Genomic DNA, 16,752 nt, shown 5'->3' on the forward strand with positions numbered 1-16,752 from the left:
TCGTCCGATCTTCCAGCACTTACGTCACCGTGACGTAATGACCGTGTGTGTCTGTACCTGAATTTTCGCGGCTACTTCTTCTTCTGATTTTCCATCATCTCGACGATGCGCTGAAGATCATCGACCGAGCCGAACTCGACCACAATCTTGCCTTTTTTCTTGCCGAGGCTCACCGTGACTCGGGTGTCGAACGAATCGGAGAGACGATCCGCGACATCCTGGAGCCCCGGCATCTGAATCGGCTTCCGCCGCGGAGCCGGATTGGGACCCGAACTGTCCTCCCGATTTGCGAGAGTGACCGCTTCCTCCGTTGCTCGGACGGACATGCCTTCCGCAACGATCCGTGCCGCGAGAGCCTCCTGAGCGTCGGACCCAGCGTCGAGCGACAGCAACGCACGCGCATGGCCGGCGGACAGAACACCCGCTGCGACGCGTCGTTGCACCGCGATCGGCAGCTTGAGAAGACGAATCATGTTGGTGACAACCGGCCGAGATCGGCCGATCTTGGCCGCCAGTTCCTCGTGAGTGACGTCGAATTCCTCGAGGAGTTGCTGATACGCCGCGGCCTCCTCGAGTGGATTGAGTTGAACTCGGTGAATGTTCTCGAGCAGGGCGTCGCGCAACATCGCGTCATCCGCGGTCTCTCGAACGATCGCCGGGATGGAATCCAGTCCCGCTTCCTGGCTCGCGCGCCACCGACGCTCGCCCATCACGAGCTCGTACTTGCCGCCTTCGAGCGTGCGTACGACGATCGGTTGCATCAACCCGAATTCACGGATCGAGTGAACCAGCTCGGCGAGCGCCTCGTCGTCGAAGACGCTGCGCGGCTGCTTCGGGTTCGGCTGAATCAGCCCCGGAGGAATCTCGCGGTACACCGCGCCCGCGGGGGAGAGGTCCTCGTCGGAACTCCGTACCGGCGGTGTCGGGGTGGGCGCCGACGCCACCTCTTCGGCCGATCCCGCGGCAGCCGGCTTCGGCTTGGCCCGTGTGGCCGAGTTGTCCTTACCGATGACGACGTCCGCGGCTGCGTTGCCGAGCCTTGGTCCTGCGTCGGGTCCGGTGGGAATCAGTGCGGCCAGTCCGCGGCCCAAACCGCCTTTACGTGTCTGACTCATGGTTCCTAGTGCTCCTGCGTTCCGTCGGTTGCTGCGCCGGCGGACCGCGCTGCCAGTTCTCTACCCGCGTCCAAATAGCTCATCGCGCCGCGCGAGCCGGGGTCGTAATCCAAGACGGTCATTCCATAGCCAGGCGCCTCGGAGACCTTCACACTGCGCGGAATCACCGCACGGAGGACTGCATCTCCGAAGTGTTTCCGAACCTCTTCGGCGACCTGATCCGCGAGCTTCGTACGACCGTCGTACATCGTCAGGATCACGGTGGACACGTGCAGAGCGGGGTTGAGATGTGCCTGAACCAACTCGATGTTGCGGAGCAACTGACCCACACCCTCGAGGGCGTAATACTCGCACTGGATCGGGATCAGTACTTCCGTCGCCGCGACCAACGCGTTGACGGTCAGCAGTCCGAGCGAAGGCGGGCAGTCGATCAGGACGAAGTCCGCGTCGATGGAGTCGAGGTCCGCCAGTGCCGTCTTCAGGCGTCCCTCACGGGCCACCATGGAGACCAGTTCGATCTCCGCACCGGCGAGGTCGATCGTCGCCGGAATGCAGTACAGGCGCTCGCTGTGGGGGCTCTGTTGGATGGCTTCGCGGGCGCTGACCTCACCGATCAGAACCTCGTAGCTCGAGGGCACTCCGGAATGATGCTCGACGCCCAGAGCGGTGCTGGCGTTGCCCTGAGGGTCGAGATCGACAACCAGGACAGTCAGCCCTTGAATCGCGAGCGCAGCAGCCAGGTTGACGGCCGTCGTCGTCTTACCGACGCCACCCTTCTGGTTGGCGATCGTCAACATCCGTCGCTTGTCGGGCTTGGGGAGCGTGACGCTGCCCGGGTGCAGTACCTGACTCGCTCTGTGCGCCGCCGCACCGATAGGAGTGTCGTCGGGAGAGATACTGCTGTACGCGCCGAAACCAGATCCGTCCGTCGCTTTCGATCCTGCGCCATTCCGAGAACTTCGTGAACTGGGCGCAGATGATTCTGTTTCACGTGAAACGTTGCCTTCTGTTTCACGTGAAACAGTGGGATCGGATCCACCCGACATATGTGCTCCTTAATGCGGAACGGATTGAACTACGTGGATTGAGGGACCTGACTCGAAGCCAAGTGCAGTGTCATGAACGCGGAAAGCGACGGGGGACTCGTTCGGCACGAACCACGATCGTCGGCGTCGGAACAATGTCCACGCCACACTTGACGACCTCCAGCTTGCCAGCACCCATGCGACCAAGGGAAGAGCGATCGCGCTCGATTTCCTCTTCGGCGCTACTTCCCTTGAGGGCGAGCATCCGCCCGCGTTCATGGATCAGCGGGAGAGACCATTTGGCGAGCTTCTCGAGCGGGGCAACGGCGCGAGAGGTGACGACGTCGGCCCCACCTGCTTCCTTCTTCACGCCCGGCTGCTCGGCGCGGCCCCGGACCACCAACACATCCAGCCCGGCGCCCTCGATGAATTCAGCGAGATAGACGGTGCGTCGAAGAAGCGGCTCGACGAGTGTCACGTGGAGATCGGGACGCGCAATCGCGAGAGGGATACCGGGCAACCCCGCTCCGCTTCCAATGTCCACCACACGCTCGCCCTCGTCGATCAGTTCACCGACTACGGCGCAATTCAAGATGTGCCGCTCCCACAACCGAGGAACTTCGCGCGGACCGATCAGCCCTCGCTCGACACCGAGCGTCGCCAACGACTCGTGATACTGCTGTGCCAGATCGAGCCGCGGACCGAACACGCGCTCGGCGATGGCCAATACTTTGTCGTCATCAAGCGGCTCTGGTTGCACGTCCTCCATCCTCCCGTGTAGGGGGTCGCTTCACCAAACCCTCGAGGCGTATTGGCTCGGAAATCACCCAAATTCGTACGATCGGTGGCGTTTCACGTGAAACAGTTCCACCCGACCGGATGTGACCCCGTGGATGTCGGCCGCCGACAAGAGACGCCTGCAGCGGCATGGCTGCCTCGGAGCCGAACTCTGGAGATTCGACCGCCGCCCCGCTGGACGGACACACAGTGCTTGACAGTTCGGCAATCATTCCTGGACGCCTTCGACCCAGCTTGGTTCGGACCCACTCGTCACCGTTCAGTGACCGGTTCGCTCGCAGTGGACGGACGCACTTCAACTTCATATCGCTCAGGCGCCCCGGCGGGCTCACTGCGACGGTTTCCGGAGACCGTCGATGAGCTCAAGGAAGTTGGCAGCGGTCGTGTACGAACACTGACGGGGGAGTTCGCCTGTCTTGAAACTCGTTGCGCATCCGCGACGATCCGGCACCCGTGGGATCGTAGCAACGCCCGTTTTGACGTTTCACGTGGAACAAGGCAACAGGGTCGGCTCCGGTGTGTTCATCTACAGATCGCGACCGACCAGACTCGATACCGCCGGTCTACAGTGAGCTACCGACTTCGGGTCCGTCACGACACGACTTACATGGCTGCCCACTGACCCGCCCATCGGGTCGCAAAGCCGCATCCTGGTTTCACGTGAAACAGGCGCAATCGGGCTTGGGCATTCCCAACTCGGTGTTTAGTCTCTACCCACTCGACCACGTCCATCGCGCACACCTCTTTGCGCGATAACCCTCGACTGCGAATCCGGCCTTCTTCGCGGAACCAACGCGTCACGGCCGGACCGACCGTTCCAGACTCGATCGTGCATCAGCACCGCACCGCCCCCCGAGAGTCCGCGGCCGGTTCCAGCCGGTGCCTGGTTCCGACCCGAACCGGCCTCTTGTCATCGGGCGGACCCTTACAAACAAATCCCGCCACGTAGACACCAAACTCTCTTCTTCGACCTTCGTTCGATACATAAGGCCGCCGGATCACTTCACGACCGGGCGCACTCCTCGCAGACCCGCCGGCCCCGATGTCTCGCAATCGGACTCCCACCGTCGATTCTCCGATCATCGCGTATGGGGTTGTGTGGCCGACCGTTCGTTCCGACGCCGGCGAATCCGCGGTTCGCCGTCGAGTCTCCCTCTCGCATTCGGATCAATGCGCTACCGAGCCGATGCGACCATCAATGCAACATCAGCAGTCGGCTGTCAGACGTGACCCAGTATCGGTCGGATCCTGCGAACCGGACCCTGAGTGGACAGAGACGATCGGGCGACGCTCGACTGATCCTCTCGAACAATGATGATTTCGAACCATAAATTATTCGTACCTCCACCAGTCACCCAAGTTTCACGTGAAACACGGTGACGACGTGACTCCGGCGGTCTCGGATCTCACAGCCAACACCGCCTACAGCCGGGGGAGTGGGAGACGATCCGACGACGGACCACGACCCACCGACACCTACGGCCGCGTACGTCTCCGACCCCAAACCCGAATCCCGTCGGCACGCCCATCGGGTTTCACGTGAAACAGGCCGTCCGAACGACGACCCGTCCCGACTCTCGATATCGACGCGGCGCCGAATGGTCACCGAAGAGTCGACGCCCTCGCTAGGGTCGCCGTGATCCGGCTCCTCTATACCCGGCACCAAACCGCCGCCAATCACCGAAGTCTGGATCCAACCTCGCTGAGATTCCGACACGGTCAGTCCATCGATAACCGATCCGATGCGTCGAACCGACCAAGGCGGCTCCCAGTTTCACGTGAAACACACCCACTCCGCGCATCGGCGCCGACGCTATGTCGATGATCGAGCTGTCCGACACGGCGTGCGTAGGAAACTGTCACAGTGACGTTTCACGGCCACACTGGACTGCACCGGAAAACACTTGTAAATGCGAACCGGTCCACGAATAACATCGATGCAATTCGACCTAGTCCTGACACACGAAAGCCCCCGGCTGATTGCCGGGGGCTTTCGGTTCGAGCTGACATCTTCGTCGAGAGACTCGACTCGACGGGATCTACGTCGGTGACTACGCCTTCACGACGACCACTCGTCGGGACGGCTCGACGCCCGTACTCTCGCTGTCCACGCCGTCGATCTTCGCGACGGCGTCGTGCACGATCTTCCGCTCGAAGGGAGTCATCGGCGTGAGCTCCTCGCGTTCTCCACTTTCCAGAACACGACGTGCCGCTTCCACACCCAAGGTGCTCAGTTCACTGCGTCGGTTGGCGCGCCAACCGGCGACATCGAGCATCAGCTTGCTGCGCTCGCCCGTCGACTGCTGAACCGCAAGACGAGTCAGCTCCTGCAACGCGTCGAGGACCTCGCCCTTGCGTCCGACGAGCTTCGACAGATCGGAGCCACCGTCGATGCTCACAACCGCGCGATCGCCCTCGACGTCCAGATCGATGTCGCCGTCGAAGTCGAGAACGTCGAGCAACTGCTCGAGGTAGTCGCCGGCGATCTCGCCTTCTTCGACGAGGTAGTCTTCCGAATCCTCGTCGTCGATGTCCTCGTCGTCGACCTGTGTGGCATCGACATTCTCGGGTTCGGCAACTACAGGTTCTTTGTCCGACTGCTCGGTGTCGACCACCACGACCTCACTCGCTCCATCCCCAGCGCTCACCGCGTTGTCCGTGTTCGTTTCTTGATCGGTATCTGCAGACATCTCTTGATCCTCGGTATCCCCGCGTCAGCGACGCTTGCGCTTGGACTTGCTTCGGTTGGCCTGTGGTCGCGGCTTGGGCTTCGCGGCGCCGGAGGAACTGCCGGTCGAATCCGCGTCGCCGCCCTCGACCTGTTCGCTTGCCTGAACATCGTCGGGAGCCAATTTCGAAAGCTTCGGACGTGCACCGGGCTTGGGCTTGCTGACGGGCTTCACTCCGGGCTTCGGCGCGTTCTCCGATCGCTTCTCGAGGGCAACCTGCTTCTTCGCTGCTTCCTCTTTGTCGATCTTGCCGAACACGAGGTGCTGCTGACCGTAGGTCCACGCGTTGTTACTCACCCAGTAGAGCAGGATGGCGATGGGCAGGAACGCACCGAACGCCAGGACGCCGAGGGGGAAGACGTACAGCGCGAGCTTGTTCATGATCGCGGACTGCGGGTTGGCCGCTGCAGCCTCACTCTGACGCGCGACCGACGCACGCGAGTTCAGGTGTGTCGCGACAGCCGCAATGATCATCAGCGGCACCGACACTGCGACGATCGTCCACACAGCCGGGATCCCGAGACCGAGGTCTGGGTTGGCGTAGGCGTCGAGCTGATCCTGCGGCATCGTGATGAAGGCCGAGATCGGAGCGCCGAACAAGCGGGCGTCCAGGAACGAGTTGACGTCGTCGACGTTGAACGCGTAGTTCGGAAGCGATCGAGTCTCTTGTGCGCTCAGACCGAGCTGACCGAATCCGGTGCCGGTTCGGTTGAACGACCGAAGCACATGGAACAGGCCGATGAAGACGGGCGCCTGCGCAAGGACCGGGAGACAACCCATGATCGGGTTGAAGCCGTGCTCCTTCTGCAGCTTCTGCATTTCGACGGCCATGCGCTGCTTGTCTTTGCCGTACTTCTTCTGCAGGGCCTTGATCTGCGGCTGCAACTCCTGCATCTGCCGAGTCGTACGCACCTGCTTGACGAAGGGTTTGTACAGAATCAAGCGAAGCGTGAACACCAGGAACACCACGGACAGCGCCCAGGCGAAGCCGTTGTCGTCGCCGAGAACGGCGCCGAACACCTTGTGCCATACCCAGAGAATCCAGGAGACCGGATAGTAGATGAAATCGAGCACGGGTCTATGTACTCCTCTGTTCGTCCACTCCTACGAACGAGTGGATGTCTTCGGTCGAAGTCTGTGTTGCGTCGCTGCTGGTTCGGTGTCGCCACGAACCGCGCTCGGGCACCGGATCCCAACCTCCAGAGTGCCAGGGGGCGCATTTGAGCAAGCGTGCGCAAGCGAGGATCAAGCCTTTGATTGCACCGTGGGTCTTCAACGCGTCGACGGCGTACTCACTGCAGGTGGGGGTGAACCTGCAGGTCGGCAGCCGAAGCGGAGACACGTAATTGCGGTACAGCTCGATCGAGAAGACAAGTGTTCGCACCGGGAGCGAACGAACGAGAGGGAGGAGGCTCATTTACGATGCATCTTTCGACGCAGTGGGGCCGGATGCATCCAGGTAGCCCATCTTCTTCAGTCCGGACCGGACCTGACGATGCAGTTCTTTCGACGTCAGCACCGAAGCTCCTGGTAGAGCTCTGATCACCACGTCGGTGCTCGGCGGCACATCCACCACGAGCTGAGCGCAGATATGCCGAAGCCGGCGCGCAACTCGATGACGAGTTACCGCCGGCCCGACTGCCTTGCTCACGATCAGTCCGAATCTGGGGGAGCCGACAGAGAAGACCGAACGTGCGTCGTCTCGCGCGAACGCGTGAACAACCACGTCTTGTCTTCCCATTCGACGGCCTCGACGCACGGCACGCGAGAAATCCGCGCTGCGGTGCAGTCTGTTCGGCTCAGGTAACACCCCGAGCTCCGTAACTCAGACGAACAATGATTTAGGCGGTGAGTTCCTTGCGGCCCTTGCCGCGACGCGCAGAAACGATTGCACGACCTGCACGCGTACGCATACGAAGACGGAAGCCGTGAACGCGCGCGCGGCGTCGGTTGTTCGGCTGGAACGTCCGCTTGCCCTTGGCCACGGTCAACACTCCTCGAAAATTTTCGGCGCCCACTCCAGGCGCCTACTGGCGGTAGTACCGAGTTCGGTCGAACTCGAATTACATCCCACAGCGAGAAGGCCGACCACCGAACTGTAAACACCCAGCAAGCATCGGTCACCTCGCTTCGGGTGACTGTTCGAGAGTACTGATGGAGCGCGGACGGGTCAAACTCACCCAACCGGGTGGGGAGCCCGGAGGAACGACCCAAGCAATTCGTCTCCCAGAAGACTACATCGGTGTAATTCATCCACAAGGGTGGGGACAGAGGTGTGTGAATAACCGCTCGGACGCGTGCCGGCGACGCCGTCGACAGGATTGTTCCGTAGCTCGAGGATTTCGTCGAACGCAACAGTGCAGCTCAGGGACCATGAGTGGCCGTTCTCCGACGGATTTCGACGTTCGGGGGTAACACCGGTGTCGTTCATCCACACCTGTGGATAATTGTGTGGAAACAGCCCGCAGGTGGCATATTCGTACCGGGCGCGCGCAATGTCCGTCTTCGAACTCGCCGGCATCCGTTCGCCGTCGGTGACGCTAGTCGACATCGAAGCGCCGCATGACCGCTTCGGCGATCTTCGTTTCGCTGAAATCTGCACAGTTCGGTTTGGTCTAGTAGGAGGCGCCGTGAGCGACGATCCGGGTGCGCTGGCGCGCGTCTGGCCAGAGGTTGTCACGGAGTTGACGTCCGACAGACACAGTGGTCAACCGTTGACCAAAGGTCAGAAGGCATGGCTCGCTCTGGTCGAGCCGCTCACTCTGACCCAGGGGTTCGCGCTGCTCGCGGTGCCGTCGTCCTTCGCGCAGGAAGCGATCGAACGCGACCTACGTGAGCCGATTCTGCACGCACTCGGCCGTCATCTCGGCCAGGGAGTCGAAGGCCTCGGCGTCAGAATCTCCGCTCCCGAGGACGAGAAGCCCGAGCCCGAACGGACCGGCTATCCCGAGACTCCGAGCTCTCCGACGTATCGGCGCCGCTTCCTCACCAGCTCCGACGACGAGCCGTCGGACTCGGAGACCGCGGACTACGAGGAAGTCGACGACGAGCGAGAAGCGCTCGCGAGTGTGCAGAACTCGTGGCCGACCTACTTCACCAAGCCGCCGGAGACGACCACCACCACCCCGGGTGCGGGAAGTCTCAACGCGAAGTACACCTTCGACACCTTCGTCATCGGTGCTTCCAACCGGTTCGCTCACGCGGCCGCCGTCGCGATCGCCGAAGCTCCGGCCCGCGCCTACAACCCTTTGTTCGTGTGGGGCGCGTCGGGTCTGGGCAAGACTCACCTGTTGCATGCCGCCGGGCACTACGCGCAGCGACTCTTCCCCGGCATGCGCGTGAAGTACGTCTCCACCGAGGAATTCACGAACGACTTCATCAACTCGCTTCGTGACGACCGCAAAGTCGCCTTCAAGCGTCGCTACCGCGAAACCGACGTGCTGCTGGTCGACGACATCCAGTTCATCGAGGGCAAGGAAGGTATCCAGGAAGAGTTCTTCCACACCTTCAACACCCTCCACAATGCGAACAAGCAGATCGTCGTGTCCTCCGATCGGCCACCCAAACAATTGGCCACCCTCGAGGAGCGCCTGCGTACGCGATTCGAATGGGGTCTGATCACCGACGTCCAGCCGCCCGAGCTCGAAACTCGGATCGCGATCCTCAGCAAAAAAGCGAGAATGGATCGCCTGGACGTTCCCCACGACGTCCTCGAGCTGATCGCCAGTCGAATCGAACGCAACATCCGTGAGCTCGAAGGTGCGCTGATTCGCGTCACAGCCTTCGCCTCGCTGAACGGACAAGCACTGGATCTGACGCTGGCCGAGGTCGTACTCCGGGATCTGATGCCGGATTCGACGAGCCTCGAGATCAACGCGGCAACGATCATGGCGGTCACGGCCGAGTACTTCAACACCACCATCGACGACCTGTGTGGCCCCGGCAAGGCCCGCGCCCTGGCCATGGCCAGGCAGATCGCCATGTATCTCTGCCGGGAACTGACGGATCTGTCGCTGCCCAAGATCGGCCAGACCTTCGGCCGCGACCACACGACCGTCATGTACGCCGACAAGAAGATCCGCAAGGAAATGACCGAGCGTCGCAAGGTATACGACCAGGTCCAGGAGCTCACCGCTCGGATCAAGCAGCGCTCGAAGCGCTAGCGACACCGCTCGGACACCTCTCGAGGAACGATCACGGCGCGAGTCACCCGGAGGTACGGGGCTCGCGCCGTTTCACGTCGTGACTCGAGGGATGTGGTGTGTTCCAGGTCATGTTTCGATCTCCGGAAACAACCCTCGAGTCGGTACCGAGGAGTTTTTTTCGTACTTCACTCCATTGATTCACACCTGTGGATAACCATGTGGATAGTGGAGGACTTCTGGGGATGAACTGTGAGGGCCTGTGCACCGCCGAATTTCGTCCACAGGCGGTCCCGAGTTGGCCACCGATTGGTTCAGAGTTCATCCCCACGACACCACGCCTGACGACCAGCGCCGCATGGTGTGTGTGCACAGATTCCACAGGACCTATTAATAAGAAGATTTTCTCTTCGAAGGAATCTCTTCTAAAACAGGTGTTGGGGACCAATCCGTTCACAGGGTCGCTCGAGGGTCTCCGTCGGCGCTCGCCGTCGGGACGTTCCGCTTTCAAGTTGGTCACGAAGGGCATACGGTGTTCATCACCGCAGCCTGTGTCAGACTCTTTGACGCACCGGTAAACGAGCTCACCCGATGCTCGACGAAGACCCCTTCGAGACGATCCGCTGCCGAACGAGAGGAAAAACCGAGCGATGGAGCTTGGAAGTCTGAAGTTTCGCGTTGCTCGCGAAGATTTTTCCGATTCCGTTGCCTGGGTTGCTCGTAGCCTGCCGTCCAGGCCGCCGGTACCAGTGCTCGGTGGTGTACTGCTCGCCGCGGACGACCAAGGTCTGACCGTCTCCGGTTTCGACTACGAAGTCTCGGCTCAGGTCCGCGTCTCTGCGGAGGTGGCGACGTCCGGTCGCGTCCTGGTGTCCGGCAAGTTGCTCGCCGACATCACGAAGTCGCTTCCCAACAAGCCCGTCGACGTCAGCGTCGACGGCACCCGGGTGCTCATCAACTGCGGAAGCGCGAAATTCTCGCTTCCGACGATGCCCGTCGAGGACTACCCCCAGTTGCCCGAGCTGCCGACGCAGACCGGGTCGATCGCAGTGGATGTGTTCTCCGAGGCAATCGCGCAGGTTGCCATCGCCGCAGGCAAGGACGACACGTTGCCGATGCTCACCGGTATCCGCGTCGAAATCCACGGCACGACGGTCGTCCTCGCGGCGACCGACCGCTTCCGGCTCGCAGTCCGCGAGCTCGAGTGGCTGCCCGTCGGCGGAGAGACCAAGACCGAGGTCCTGATCCCGGCCCGTACGTTGTCGGAATCGGCAAAGACGTTGACGGGCAACGCAAGTTCGCCGGTGGAGCTCGCTCTGGGGTCCGGATCGTCGATCGGCGCCGACGGCCTCCTCGGCATCATCAGCGGAGGTCGTCGGACGACGACGCGCCTCCTCGATGCCGACTTCCCGAAGTTCCGACAGCTGTTGCCACCCGAGCACACGGCGGTTGCCGTCGTGGAGATCGCACCTCTCGTCGAAGCGATCAAGCGTGTGGCGCTCGTCGCCGAGCGTGGTGCGCAGGTTCGCCTCGAGTTCTCCTCGGAAGGCGTCCTGCTGTCGGCCGGTGGTGACGATGCCGGTCGGGCCGAGGAGGCACTGCTCGCCGACTTCCAGGGTGAGCCGCTGACCATCGCGTTCAACCCCGGCTATCTGATCGACGGGTTGTCGTCGCTGCACAGCGAGAAGGTCACATTCGGATTCACGACTCCCAGTAGGCCTGCGGTTCTCCGGCCGACGACGGATGATGAACTGGTACCGGATTCCTCGGGTAAGTTCGCGGCACCGCAGAGCGCCTACACGTATCTGCTGATGCCGGTGCGCCTTCCCGGCTGATCGGGTACCACCCGCGAGGACGTCGGTGGACGCCCTCATCATCGGCAGCATCTTCGACGCAAAGGACACTTCGCATGCAGCTGGGACTGGTCGGCCTCGGAAAGATGGGCTTCAACATGCGCGAGCGGTTGCGCTCGCACGGCCACGAAGTCATCGGTTACGACCCGCGGCCCGAGGTCACGGATACCCCGTCGCTCGAGGGTCTGGCGCAGGCGCTCACCGCGCCGCGCATCGTCTGGGTGATGGTCCCGTCGGGCGAGATCACCCGAAGCACCATCGTCGGGCTCGCGGATGCCCTCGAGGAGGGCGACCTCGTCATCGACGGTGGTAACTCGCGCTTCACCGACGATGGACCCAACGCGGAACTGCTGGCGAAGAAGGGCATCGGCTACATCGACGCAGGCGTGTCCGGCGGAGTCTGGGGCCTCGAGAACGGCTACGGCCTGATGGTCGGAGGATCGGAAGACGATGTCGCACGCGCTCAGCCGATCTTCGACGCGCTTCGTCCGGAAGGTGAGCGGGCCGACGGTTTCGTCCATGCGGGCCCTGTCGGTGCCGGCCACTACTCGAAGATGGTGCACAACGGCATCGAGTACGGGCTGATGCAGGCGTACGCCGAGGGGTACGAGCTGCTCGAGGCCGAGGAACTCGTGCAGGACACTCATGGTGTTCTTCGTGCGTGGAGCAAGGGCACCGTTGTCCGGTCGTGGCTGCTCGACCTGCTGGTTCAGGCGCTGGCCGAGGACCCCGAGTTCGCTGAAATCTCCGGTTACACAGAGGATTCCGGCGAAGGAAGGTGGACGGTCGAAGAAGCGATTCGGCACGCGGTTCCGGCACCGGTCATCTCTGCGGCCCTGTTCGCTCGATTCGCATCCCGCCAGGACGATTCACCGGCGATGAAAGCCGTGTCCGCGCTGCGCAATCAGTTCGGTGGTCACGCCGTCAAACGTGCGTCGACCGAAGAAACTCTTCGCGCACCCGATCCCAAGAAATAGATCTTGTTCGTTCGCTCTTTCACCGTGCGGGACTTCAGGTCCTGGGACGACGTCACCGTCGAACTCGAGCCGGGTTCGACGGTGTTCGTCGGTCCCAACGGTCACGGCAAGACGAACCTGCTCGAGTCGCTCGGCTATCTGTCGACGCTGTCGTCGCACCGGGTGTCCTCCGATGCTCCGATGATCCGCGCGGGTGCACAGCGTGCGTTCGCCAGTGCCTCGGTGGTCAACCTCGGTCGAGAACTGACCATCGACATCGAGTTGCTCGAGGGAAAAGCCAACAAGGCCAGGATGAATCGCTCCCCGGTGCGCCGACCGCGGGAGATACTGGGCGTTCTGCACAGCGTGCTCTTCGCTCCGGAGGACCTGTCCCTCGTGCGGGGAGATCCAGGGGATCGACGTCGCTATCTGGACGAGTTGCTGACCACCCGTAGGCCTCGAATGGCTGGTGTGCGAGCAGATTACGACAAGGTGCTTCGGCAACGGTCGGCGTTGCTGAAGACCGCGGGTGGGGCATTGCGTCGTGGCTCACGGTCGACCGACGGTGCCAGCGCGCTCGCCACGCTCGACGTGTGGGACGGTCATCTCGCGGCGCACGGTGCCCAGTTGCTGGCCGCGCGCATCGGCTTGGTTCACGAACTCGAACCGTTGGTGGCCGAGTCCTACGCATCCATTGCGCCTGAATCACGCCCTGCCGCAGTGACATACAGAAGCAGTCTGGGGGACGTACTGCCGCCGGAGTTCGCGGATGTAGCCCGTGTACCGGAGCCCGACGACGTCGATGTGCTCGAAGCTGCGTTTCTCCATCGGCTGAACGAGATGCGTCAACGCGAGATCGAGCGCGGAGTCTGTCTGGTGGGACCACACCGAGACGACCTCGAGTTGATGCTCGGTGATCAGCCCGCGAAAGGGTTTGCCAGCCATGGTGAATCGTGGTCGTACGCCTTGTCGTTGCGGCTGGCGTCCTTTCGGTTGTTACGGGCGGAGGGGACCGACCCGGTGTTGATGCTCGACGACGTCTTCGCCGAGCTCGACCGCAAGCGTCGCAGTGCCCTGGCCGCCGTCGCGGCCGAGGCGGAGCAAGTGTTGATCACCGCCGCCGTCGCGGAGGACATTCCGCCGGAGATCGATGCTCGTCGGTGGAAAGTCGAAGCAGTGCAACATAGTTCGGAACGAATCTCGACGATAACCCCGATCGACGCCACCGTCGACTCCACCGAAGGAGTATGAGACGTGAACGAAGAATCAGGCGAAGGAACGGACGAGCTCAAGGGCGTCGACTTGGCGCGCCGTGCCCTCGAGGACGCGCGAGCTGCCGCGAAGGCGAGCGGCAAATCCGTCGGGCAGGGGCGTTCTTCGCCGAAGGGAGGCGTCCGCGCACTTCGAGGTCGACGTAAGCGCGGATGGTCCGGTGCAGGTCCCGACGACCGTGACCCGCAGACTCTGGGTTCGCTCGCCGGGTCGATCGCGCAGAAACGCGGATGGTCGGACAAGGTGGCGGAAGGTACGGTGCTCGGGCGGTGGCCCGCGGTGGTTGGCGAGGACATCGCGTCCCACGCGACGCCGACGAAACTCGAGGACGGTGTTCTGAGCGTCACCGCCGAGTCCACGGCGTGGGCGACGCAGCTGCGCTTGATGCAAGCGCAGATTCTGGCCAAGATCGCCGCGGCAGTGGGACACGGCGTCGTGAAGTCCTTGAAGATCCACGGACCCACGACCAAGAGTTGGCGTAAGGGCGACCGCCACATCAAGGGCCGCGGGCCGCGAGACACGTACGGGTAGATTCAACTCCTACCGAAGCGGACCGACGCTGTAAATTGTCCCTATTGCTTGGATCACACTGATGAATCAAGGTGATCTTGGTTGCTCTGCACAGCCTCGGTGCGTAGCGTAATTCGGTGATCGATCACAAGCAACGAGATCGGGATCGTTGCTCGTGATCCGACCCGCTACGACGAAGGGACCGTGTGTTCTCACCCGACGCCAAAGAAGAATCCGACAGGTCGGCGATCGACCGACAGCCGGAGGACCGCGTGGTGCTCCAGGCTCGAAACGTCAGATTCGACTGGTCTGCTCTGCCGCTGCACTACGTCGACGGCGATCCGCTCGCGACTCATCTGGTCAACGTGATGCATCTACTCCTGCCCGAGGGTGAGGAGTGGTTCGTCCGTACCTTCAAGGAAGCGCTTCCTCTGATTCACGACGAGCGCCTACGTGAAGACGTCATCGGTTTCATCGGCCAGGAGGCGATGCACGCCACGGCCCACACCCAGGTGCTCGATTCGTTGACCGCCCACGGTATCGATGTCGCACCGTACGTCGAGCAGATGCAGTTCCTGTTCGGTCGCGCGCTCGGAAACAGGCGCACGCACACCAGGAACAGCTTGGTGGAACGAGTGGCGCTGATCGCAGCCGTCGAACATCTGACGGCGTTCCTCGGTGACTGGGTGCTCAACGCGCGTGCGCTCGACGAGGTCGATTTCGATCCAACCATGCTCGACCTGCTTCGGTGGCACGGGGCCGAGGAAGTCGAGCACCGCTCGGTGGCATTCGAGGTCATGCAGTACTTCGATGTTCGCCCCGCCCGGCGCATCCGAACCTACGTCGCGATCGCACCAACGTTGGTGTGGTTCTGGACTCGTGGCGTGCGGTACCTGATGGATCGCGATCCGACGCTGGCTCACCTGCCCGCGAAGCAACGCCGGCCGTCGCTTCGAAATTATCGCGCGGTTGCTGCACGTGGTCTCTTCCCCGGCCCCAAGATGATCTGGAAGGCCTCGCTTCGCTACTTCGCCCGTGACTACCACCCCTCGAGCGAAGGGTCGACCGAGCAAGCCGTGCAGTACCTTGCAACGTCGCCCGCCGCACGAGCGTGCGCACGGTGACCGCGGTTTCGAATCCGGATTCGAGAGTCGAGCTCGTGGTGTCCAAGAAGAAGCAGGGACTGCGAAAGCGGTTGTCCGACATGGCCAGAACGGTCGACACCTTTCGTGAGGGTCGTCAGGTTCCACAGGATCTGTACGGGCGCGCTGTACCCGATCAGACGATGTCTCTCGTCACCGACGCGTTGGACAAGTGGTTCGCGTTGCTGGACAACGGCGAGTTCGACGACAGCCACGCGGCGGCGCCGGTAGTCCGCGACATCGCATTGACGCTCCGCTCGCGCGAGGTTCTGTGCGTGGACCAACAGGTCGTCCGGCTGGAATTCGAAAGTGCACTGGGCGAGGAACTTCCGGCATGGGCTCCGGGAATGCACCTCGATTTCGTCCTGCCGTCCGGTCGACGCCGGCAGTACTCGTTGTGCGGTGACCCGTCGGATGCACGCGCGTACACCGTTGCGGTGCGGTTCATTCCGGACGGCGGCGGTGGTTCGGCGGAGATGCATGCACTCGAGATCGGAACGCCCGTCACCGTGACAGGTCCGCGCAACGGATTTCCGTTCGTCGTCGACGGCCGGGCGGTGTTCGTCGCAGGCGGAATCGGTATCACCGCCATCCTTCCGATGGTGCGGGCAGCCCGCGCCTCCGGGATGGACTGGTACCTGGAGTACCGGGGGCGCTCGCGGGAGTCGCTGCCGTTCCTCGACGAGATTCTCGCCTTGGACAGCGAACGGGTGAACGTCCGCACCGACGACGTCGACGGGATCGCGTCGGGTAGTGAACTGCTCGGTCGCGTGGCGGGCGGTGCCGTCTACTGCTGTGGCCCGCCGCCGATGATCGACGCGGTGCGCGCGGCCGTCGACGGCACCGACGCCACCCATTTGTACTTCGAGCGTTTCTCTCCACCTCCGGTTCGGAACGGTGTGGAGTTCGAGGTCCAATTGGTCGATTCCGGTGACGTGATCACCGTCGGCGCAGAACAGACAGCGTTGCAGGCGATCCGTGAGGTGAAGCCGTCCGTGGCGTACTCGTGTCAGCAGGGCTTCTGCGGAACGTGCCGAACCCGAGTGCTCGTCGGCACTCCCGAACACCGCGAGACTCGGCTGACCCCCGAGGAGCAGGAGAACGAGATGCTGATCTGCGTGTCGCGGGCAGCGGGTGGACGGATCGTCCTCGATCTGTAGCCCTCGGAGCTGATTCTGCTGTCCATATTTGCCGTCGGGACGCGAAAAAA

Annotated in this window: 15 protein-coding genes; 7 read left to right on the forward strand and 8 right to left on the reverse strand. The window is 62.5% G+C overall.

Annotated features, from left to right (window positions below):
* Positions 1-71 precede the first annotated feature (71 nt).
* The 8 genes from CH292_RS14350 to rpmH form a co-directional block, all read right to left on the reverse strand.
* Positions 72-1,115, reverse strand: a complete 1,044-nt coding sequence (locus CH292_RS14350) for a ParB/RepB/Spo0J family partition protein (RefSeq protein ID WP_019665067.1) — start codon at positions 1,113-1,115, stop codon at positions 72-74.
* Between the two features lie 5 nt (positions 1,116-1,120).
* A complete protein-coding gene (locus CH292_RS14355) occupies positions 1,121-2,161 on the reverse strand; it encodes a ParA family protein (protein WP_027498896.1) in 1,041 nt (346 codons plus the stop codon).
* A gap of 70 nt (positions 2,162-2,231) precedes the next feature.
* Entirely contained in the window at positions 2,232-2,909 is a 678-nt protein-coding gene (gene rsmG, locus CH292_RS14360; protein ID WP_019665065.1) for a 16S rRNA (guanine(527)-N(7))-methyltransferase RsmG, read from the reverse strand.
* A 2,080-nt stretch (positions 2,910-4,989) separates the two neighbouring features.
* Entirely contained in the window at positions 4,990-5,628 is a 639-nt protein-coding gene (locus CH292_RS14370) for a protein jag (RefSeq protein ID WP_094627627.1), read from the reverse strand.
* Between the two features lie 24 nt (positions 5,629-5,652).
* Complete coding sequence (gene yidC, locus CH292_RS14375) at positions 5,653-6,741, reverse strand: membrane protein insertase YidC (protein ID WP_094655076.1); 1,089 nt, start codon at positions 6,739-6,741, stop codon at positions 5,653-5,655.
* 4 nt (positions 6,742-6,745) lie between these two features.
* Complete coding sequence (gene yidD / locus CH292_RS14380; protein ID WP_033189446.1) at positions 6,746-7,084, reverse strand: membrane protein insertion efficiency factor YidD; 339 nt, start codon at positions 7,082-7,084, stop codon at positions 6,746-6,748.
* Complete coding sequence (gene rnpA, locus CH292_RS14385) at positions 7,085-7,477, reverse strand: ribonuclease P protein component (RefSeq protein ID WP_026347787.1); 393 nt, start codon at positions 7,475-7,477, stop codon at positions 7,085-7,087.
* A 31-nt stretch (positions 7,478-7,508) separates the two neighbouring features.
* Entirely contained in the window at positions 7,509-7,652 is a 144-nt protein-coding gene (rpmH, locus tag CH292_RS14390) for a 50S ribosomal protein L34 (protein WP_026347786.1), read from the reverse strand.
* Positions 7,653-8,297: 645 nt separating this feature from the next.
* Here rpmH and dnaA point away from each other — a divergent pair.
* The 7 genes from dnaA to CH292_RS14425 all read left to right on the forward strand — a co-directional run bounded on the left by dnaA (position 8,298) and on the right by CH292_RS14425 (position 16,702).
* Positions 8,298-9,830, forward strand: a complete 1,533-nt coding sequence (gene dnaA, locus CH292_RS14395) for a chromosomal replication initiator protein DnaA (RefSeq protein ID WP_026347785.1) — start codon at positions 8,298-8,300, stop codon at positions 9,828-9,830.
* Between the two features lie 629 nt (positions 9,831-10,459).
* Positions 10,460-11,644, forward strand: coding sequence for a DNA polymerase III subunit beta (dnaN, locus tag CH292_RS14400; RefSeq protein WP_094655077.1), 1,185 nt, complete (start codon positions 10,460-10,462; stop codon positions 11,642-11,644).
* The gene (gene gnd / locus CH292_RS14405) at positions 11,644-12,639 is read left to right on the forward strand and encodes a phosphogluconate dehydrogenase (NAD(+)-dependent, decarboxylating) (protein ID WP_373454684.1); all 996 of its coding nucleotides are present in this window, start codon (positions 11,644-11,646) and stop codon (positions 12,637-12,639) included. Before dnaN ends, gnd begins: the two co-directional genes overlap by 1 nt.
* A gap of 3 nt (positions 12,640-12,642) precedes the next feature.
* Positions 12,643-13,869, forward strand: coding sequence for a DNA replication/repair protein RecF (gene recF / locus CH292_RS14410; protein WP_026347783.1), 1,227 nt, complete (start codon positions 12,643-12,645; stop codon positions 13,867-13,869).
* 3 nt (positions 13,870-13,872) lie between these two features.
* The gene (locus CH292_RS14415; RefSeq protein WP_019665053.1) at positions 13,873-14,421 is read left to right on the forward strand and encodes a DUF721 family protein; all 549 of its coding nucleotides are present in this window, start codon (positions 13,873-13,875) and stop codon (positions 14,419-14,421) included.
* Between the two features lie 185 nt (positions 14,422-14,606).
* On the forward strand, positions 14,607-15,524 hold the full coding sequence (locus CH292_RS14420) for a metal-dependent hydrolase (protein ID WP_020112252.1): 918 nt from the start codon (positions 14,607-14,609) through the stop codon (positions 15,522-15,524).
* On the forward strand, positions 15,512-16,702 hold the full coding sequence (locus CH292_RS14425; protein ID WP_094655079.1) for a PDR/VanB family oxidoreductase: 1,191 nt from the start codon (positions 15,512-15,514) through the stop codon (positions 16,700-16,702). Before CH292_RS14420 ends, CH292_RS14425 begins: the two co-directional genes overlap by 13 nt.
* Positions 16,703-16,752 lie beyond the last annotated feature (50 nt).

This window comes from Rhodococcus sp. 14-2470-1a, from assembly GCF_002259425.1.
GTDB lineage: Bacteria > Actinomycetota > Actinomycetes > Mycobacteriales > Mycobacteriaceae > Rhodococcoides > Rhodococcoides fascians_E.